Genomic DNA, 6323 nt, shown 5'->3' on the forward strand with positions numbered 1-6323 from the left:
GAGCAATTATGGAACAACAACAAAATAAATATATCAGTGCCTTAGACATTGGTACGTCCAAGGTCATCGCCTTAATCGGTGAGATTCGGGAAGATAATGAAATCCACATTGTCGGCTTGGGCCAAAGTCCTTCACGCGGCCTGCGTGCAGGTATGGTGACCAATATTGACGCTACCGCGCAAGCCATTCGTCAGGCGGTAGAAGATGCCGAGCTGATGGCAGATACCAAAATTTCCCACGTTGTCACCGGTATTGCCGGTAACCATATCCGCAGCCTGAATTCACAAGGCGTAGTCAAAATTAAAGATGGCGAAGTATCGCAAGCCGACATCGATCGTGCCATCGAAACTGCCAAAGCCATCAATATTCCGCCTGATCACAACATCTTACATACCGTGGTTCAAGAGTACATCATCGACAACCAACCCGGTGTGAAGGAGCCTATCGGCATGAGCGGCGTGCGTTTGGACACCCGTGTACACATCATTACCGGTGCGAACACTGCTTTGCAAAATATCCAAAAATGTATCCAACGTTGCGGCCTGCAAATGGATCAAATCATGCTTCAGCCTTTGGCAAGTGGTCATGCCGTTTTGACTGAAGACGAAAAAGATTTGGGCGTGTGCGTCATCGATATCGGCGGCGGTACGACCGACATCGCGGTTTATACCAATGGCGCCATCCGCCATACTGCGGTTATTCCCGTTGCCGGCGATTTGATTACTAAAGACTTGGCACAAGCCCTGCGTACGCCGCACAGTGCAGCCGAGTACATCAAAATCCATTACGGTGCCGCCATTCCGACTATGGACGGCTTGGATGAAATGATTGAAGTTCCTAGCGTTGGCGACCGTCAATCACGTCAAATTTCACGCCGCGTATTGGCTGAAATCATCGGCCCGCGTGTAGAAGAGATTTTGGAATTGACACTGAACGAATTGCGCCGTTCCGGCTTCCCTGAAGAAGTGCTGACTTCCGGTATCGTTTTGACCGGCGGTGCTTCTATGTTGACCGGTATTGTTGAGTTGGCCGAAGAAGTCTTTAATTTGCCGGCACGTATCGGTGTTCCACAAGAAATGGGCGGCGTATCCGAACGTATCCGCAATCCACGCTATTCAACAGCAATTGGCCTGCTTCAGACGGCCTATGCCGCAGAAGAGGGTGAACAAACCAGCCGAACCGGTGCGATTGCCCTGAATGATTCAGGCAAAAAAATGGGTCTGTGGGAAAAAATCCAAAGATTCTTCAGAGACAATTTCTGATAAAAGCGTTCAGGGCAGGCGGTGTAAAATCCGTTTGTCCTGAATATTTAAGTGGAATTAAACAGTTTTAAATAATTGCTAAGTGAATAATTTAAAACTTGTATATTTTCTGTTAAAAATTGTAGTAAAAATATAACGCCGACAGCCGAATGGTAAGAAGATTTTTGCCAGTATCAGGATACTTCTTATATAATACGGATAATGAGTTATTTTGGAACCGTCCTTATAAAGCGGGGCGCGGAGGATTATTGAATGGAATTTGTTTACGACGTAGCAGAATCAGCAACGAGCCCTGCTGTTATTAAAGTTATCGGTTTGGGTGGCGGCGGCTGTAATGCCATCAACAACATGGTTGCCAACACTATTCATGGTGTTGAGTTCATCAGTGCCAATACCGATGCGCAATCATTGGCTAAAAATAATGCGGCTAAACGCATTCAATTAGGTACAAACTTGACTCGCGGTTTGGGTGCCGGTGCAAATCCTGAAATCGGTCGCGCCGCTGCTCAAGAAGATCGCGAAGCCATCGAAGATGCCATCCGTGGTGCAAACATGCTGTTCATCACTACCGGTATGGGTGGTGGTACTGGTACCGGCTCTGCTCCTGTTGTGGCTGAAATCGCTAAAGAAATGGGTATTCTGACCGTTGCAGTTGTGACCCGTCCGTTTGCTTATGAAGGTAAACGCGTACATATCGCTCAAGCAGGTTTGGATCAGCTCAAAGAGCGTGTCGATTCCCTGATTATTATCCCGAACGATAAATTGATGACTGCCTTGGGCGAAGACGTGACCATGCGTGAAGCTTTCCGTGCGGCAGACAATGTACTGCGTGACGCGGTTGCCGGTATTTCCGAAGTGGTGACTTGCCCTAGCGACATGATCAACTTGGACTTCGCCGACGTGAAAACCGTGATGAGCAATCGCGGCATCGCCATGATGGGTTCAGGTTTCGCGCAAGGTATCGACCGTGCCCGTTTGGCTACCGATCAAGCTATCTCCAGCCCGCTCTTGGATAACGTTACTTTGGATGGCGCACGCGGTGTATTGGTAAACATTACCACTGCTCCTGGCTGCCTGAAAATGTCTGAGTTCAACGAGATTATGCGTATCGTCAACCAAAATGCACACCCTGAAGTGGAATGCAAATTTGGTGCTGCCGAAGATGAGAGCATGAGTGAAGACGCTATCCGTATTACCATCATTGCTACTGGCTTGAAAGAAAACGGTACTGACAACCAACTGCGCGCTGCTGCCCGTACCCAACAATTGGTACGCGGTGCGGAAGAAGCGCCTCAAGCTCAAAGCCAAAGCAGTGCTGAAAGCCTGGTTCGTACCAACCGCAATATCCGTTCTATGAATCTGACTGCGGCTGATTTCAGCAACCAGTCTGTACTGGATGACTTTGAAATTCCTGCTATCTTGCGCCGTCAGCAACATACTTCTGATAAATAATCAGGATCATGTATGAAAAGACCTGCCTTAAAGGCAGGTCTTTTTTATTAGTAAAATATACTTAAGGCCGTCTGAAAATTTTCAGACGGCCTTAAGTTCAAATAAAGCAAATAACAAGCTTACCCTTTATTTAGAATTTGTTTGTTTTCGCCCTCGCGGCGCAATTCTTTAGGCAAGACAAATACAATGCTTTCTTCTGCGCCTTCTCCTTCGCGTATGGTCTCGTGTCCCCAGTCTTGAATGGTTTGCAAGACTTCTCGAACCAAGACTTCGGGCGCAGATGCCCCGGCAGTGACACCGACCTTGGTTTTGTTTTCAAACCATTCTTTTTTCAGATAGGTAGCATTATCGACCATATAGGCATCAACTCCGCGCAATGCGGCTACTTCACGCAAGCGGTTGCTGTTGGAAGAATTGGGCGAGCCGACAACAATCACGAGATCGCATTCTTCGGCCAATTCTTTAACGGCAGTTTGACGGTTGGTTGTGGCGTAGCAGATGTCTTCTTTGTGCGGATTGCGGATATTGGGGAAGCGTTGGTTTAAGGCCGCAATAATATCTTTGGTTTCATCCACCGATAAAGTGGTTTGGCTGACATAAGCAAGCTTATCAGGATTTTTGACGTTCAGTCCGGCTACATCTTCCACCGTCTCAACCAGAAACATTTTACCCGGAGGCAATTGTCCCATTGTGCCTTCCACTTCGACATGACCTTTGTGGCCGATCATAATGATTTCGTAATCTTGCTCATCGAGGCGGGCTACTTCTTTATGGACTTTGGTGACCAGAGGGCAGGTGGCATCAAAAACGCGGAAACCACGTTGTGCCGCTTCTTCCTGTACGGCTTTGGATACGCCGTGAGCAGAGTAAATCAGTGTGGCACCCTTTGGGACATCCGCCAAGTCATCGACAAAGACGGCACCTTTTGCCCGCAGATTGTCCACGACGAATTTGTTGTGAACGACTTCATGGCGGACGTAAATGGGCGCGCCGAATTCTTCGAGTGCACGTTCAACAATGCTGATGGCACGGTCAACACCGGCACAGAAGCCGCGGGGATTGGCAAGGATAATGGTTTTTTGAGTCATGTGTATTCCGTTTTCAGACGGCCTTTGTGTCGTTTGAAGGTGTTTTTTTGTGCAGCAAACCATCTAATACCAAGCAAACTGCGCCAACGCAGATAAAGCTGTCGGCAATGTTAAATGCAGGGTAAAACCAGTTTTGCCAATAGAAAAGCAGAAAATCGACAACGTGGCCGTGAATTAGACGGTCAACCACATTGCCAATTGCGCCGCCGATAATCATGGCCGCCCCCAGTTTGCCCCAGCGGCCAAACTCATCACGCAAAATGGCACGGGCCAAATACAGGCTGATAACGACGGCCAGACCTAAAAAGAAGAATTTTTGCCAGCCGCCTTGGTCGGCTAAAAAGCTGAATGCCGCGCCTGGATTATAGGCAAGGGTCAGGTCAAAAAAGTCTGGAATGATATTGAGGCGTTCGCCTTCGGTAAAGTGTTTCAAGATTTCCCATTTGCTCAGTTGGTCAAGAATGATGGCAACGAGGGAAAGTAAGAAAAAGGGAATTTTTGCAGTAGAGGATGAACTCATGTTTTCAGGCGGTTTATGTAATAAAGGGCTTATTTTACCTGAAAGCAGGCTGGAAGTGTTTGCGATGGCATCGACGTTAAGGCCGTCTGAAAATAGAAACGCCGCCACTTGAATGTATCAAAGGGCGGCGTGGTAAGTATGTGCGGACTTATTGGTTTTTAAGTAACGGGAAGCCCAGTTTCTCGCGGCTTTCAACGAATTTTTGAGCAACGATACGGCTCAGTGCACGAATACGGCCGATGTAGGTTGCGCGTTCGGTAACAGAAATGGCACCGCGTGCATCTAAGAGGTTGAACGTATGACCGGCTTTGAGTACAAGCTCGTAAGCAGGCAGGGCAAGACTGGTGTCTTCAACTGCAAGCAGGCGTTTGGCTTGTTCTTCATAGTCGTTGAATTGGCGCAAGAGCCAAGCGGCATCGCTGTATTCGAAGTTGTAGGTGGATTGTTCGACTTCGTTTTGATGATAAACGTCGCCGTAAGTCACGATGTTGCCATCAAGGGTTTTTGCCCAAACGAGGTCGTACACGTTTTCCACGCCTTGCAGATACATGGCGAGACGCTCGATACCGTAGGTGATTTCACCAAGTACAGGAGAGCAGTCGATACCGCCGACTTGTTGGAAGTAGGTGAATTGGGTTACTTCCATGCCGTTGAGCCAAACTTCCCAACCCAAGCCCCAAGCGCCGAGAGTAGGGTTTTCCCAGTCGTCTTCGACAAAGCGGATGTCGTGTACTTTAGGGTCGATACCCAATTCGCGCAGGGAGTCGAGGTAGAGGTCTTGAATATTGGCTGGTGCAGGTTTGAGTGCAACTTGGAATTGATAGTAGTGTTGCAGGCGGTTGGGGTTGTCGCCATAGCGGCCGTCTTTGGGGCGGCGGCTGGGTTGAACGTAAGCGGCAAACCAAGGCTCTGGGCCTAATGCGCGCAGGCAGGTGGCTGGATGCGAAGTACCGGCACCGACTTCCATATCGAAAGGTTGGATAACGGTGCAGCCTTTGTCTGCCCAGTAGTTTTGTAATTTGAAAATAATTTGTTGGAAGGTGAGCATGGTGGATGGAATAGGTTGGAATAAAGAGGGTATTTTACTGTTTTGAGCCTGTTTTGGATAGGCTGAAGGAAGCGGCACAGTTTATTTGCCGTCCAATAGGTCTGAAAAGGGGTCGTCTTCCGAAGAAACGGTGTATTTTTCTTGTGCCCATTCGCCTAAATCAATGAGTTTACACCGTTTACTGCAGAAAGGGCGGTAGGGGCTGTCGGTGTTCCAAACGACTTCTTTGTGGCAGGTTGGACATTTTACAACAGGAGCGGTCATGCAGTTTCTTTCAGTGATTGTGCAATGGATTGATAGTATTGATGCAAACGGGCAACCTTGATTTTTGCTTCTTCCATGCTATGGGTATTGTCCAATACATCGTCGGCATGAAGCAGTCTGTCAGATCGGGAAGCTTGGGTAGCCATGATTTGGCGCGTTTGTTCTTCTGAAAAACCATTGCGTTGGTGTACGCGTTCGATTTGGACGGACTCCGGAACATCTACAACCAAAATGCGGTCGGTCTCCGCTTTAAATGCCGGATTCTCAATCAAAAGCGGGACATCGATAATGCCGTAAGTGGAGGGGGCAAGTTGTTGTTTCTGCTGTTGGATTTTGTTTAAGATTAACGGCAGAAGCAGGTTTTCCAGTTGTTTTTTGGATTGAGGCCGTCTGAAAACTTCTTCTCGTAAAGCGATACGATTCAGACGGCCTTCACTGTCAAAAACCTCATCGCCGAAAAGTTGGCGGATGGCAGGAAGGGCTTCGCCGTTTTCAGTAGTCAGTGAGCGGCTGATGGCATCGGCATCGATAATGGGTACTCCAAGCTCGGCAAACATTTGGGCAATAGATGATTTGCCGCTGCCGATACCGCCGGTCAAGCCTATCCATAAAGTCATTATCGGAATCCTGATTGTACGAGCCACCATTGTACCAGTTGGGTAATAGGTGCATTGGCAACCAAAATAATC

7 protein-coding genes are annotated in these 6323 nt (G+C 48.3%); 2 read left to right on the forward strand and 5 right to left on the reverse strand.

Translation table 11 applies throughout. The features are described 5' to 3' along the window. Positions 1–8 precede the first annotated feature (8 nt). Together ftsA and ftsZ are read left to right on the forward strand one after the other, a co-directional pair. Positions 9–1262, forward strand: a complete 1254-nt coding sequence (gene ftsA, locus ACTHSP_RS05835; protein ID WP_003682483.1) for a cell division protein FtsA — start codon at positions 9–11, stop codon at positions 1260–1262. 252 nt (positions 1263–1514) lie between these two features. Beyond that, positions 1515–2714 carry a cell division protein FtsZ gene (ftsZ, locus tag ACTHSP_RS05840; protein WP_063076120.1) on the forward strand — a complete coding sequence of 400 codons (1200 nt, stop codon included), beginning with the start codon at positions 1515–1517 and terminating at the stop codon, positions 2712–2714. Between the two features lie 119 nt (positions 2715–2833). Here ftsZ and ispH read toward each other — a convergent pair whose 3' ends face one another. The 5 genes from ispH to coaE all read right to left on the reverse strand — a co-directional run bounded on the left by ispH (position 2834) and on the right by coaE (position 6251). After that, positions 2834–3802: a 4-hydroxy-3-methylbut-2-enyl diphosphate reductase gene (gene ispH, locus ACTHSP_RS05845; RefSeq protein ID WP_070712120.1), complete on the reverse strand. Its 969-nt coding sequence runs from the start codon at positions 3800–3802 to the stop codon at positions 2834–2836. Positions 3803–3815: 13 nt separating this feature from the next. Beyond that, positions 3816–4322 (reverse strand): signal peptidase II, encoded by a 507-nt coding sequence (gene lspA, locus ACTHSP_RS05850; protein WP_314511291.1) that lies wholly within the window; start codon positions 4320–4322, stop codon positions 3816–3818. 148 nt (positions 4323–4470) lie between these two features. Further along, positions 4471–5370, reverse strand: a complete 900-nt coding sequence (gene glyQ, locus ACTHSP_RS05855; protein WP_314511372.1) for a glycine--tRNA ligase subunit alpha — start codon at positions 5368–5370, stop codon at positions 4471–4473. Between the two features lie 81 nt (positions 5371–5451). Then, a complete protein-coding gene (gene yacG, locus ACTHSP_RS05860) occupies positions 5452–5634 on the reverse strand; it encodes a DNA gyrase inhibitor YacG (RefSeq protein WP_003682475.1) in 183 nt (60 codons plus the stop codon). Next, entirely contained in the window at positions 5631–6251 is a 621-nt protein-coding gene (coaE, locus tag ACTHSP_RS05865; RefSeq protein ID WP_314511293.1) for a dephospho-CoA kinase, read from the reverse strand. The genes yacG and coaE overlap by 4 nt, the downstream gene beginning before the upstream one ends. Positions 6252–6323 lie beyond the last annotated feature (72 nt).

The sequence above is a fragment of the Neisseria sp. P0001.S005 genome (assembly GCF_051963715.1).

Bases quoted from the DNA above. Each gene is read 5' to 3' on its own strand.
- ftsA (WP_003682483.1), top strand. From the start codon at position 9: ATGGAACAACAACAAAATAAATATATCAGTGCCTTAGACATTGGTACG.
- ftsZ (WP_063076120.1), top strand. From the start codon at position 1,515: ATGGAATTTGTTTACGACGTAGCAGAATCAGCAACGAGCCCTGCTGTT.
- ispH (WP_070712120.1), bottom strand. From the start codon at position 3,802: ATGACTCAAAAAACCATTATCCTTGCCAATCCCCGCGGCTTCTGTGCC.
- lspA (WP_314511291.1), bottom strand. From the start codon at position 4,322: ATGAGTTCATCCTCTACTGCAAAAATTCCCTTTTTCTTACTTTCCCTC.
- glyQ (WP_314511372.1), bottom strand. From the start codon at position 5,370: ATGCTCACCTTCCAACAAATTATTTTCAAATTACAAAACTACTGGGCA.
- yacG (WP_003682475.1), bottom strand. From the start codon at position 5,634: ATGACCGCTCCTGTTGTAAAATGTCCAACCTGCCACAAAGAAGTCGTT.
- coaE (WP_314511293.1), bottom strand. From the start codon at position 6,251: ATGACTTTATGGATAGGCTTGACCGGCGGTATCGGCAGCGGCAAATCA.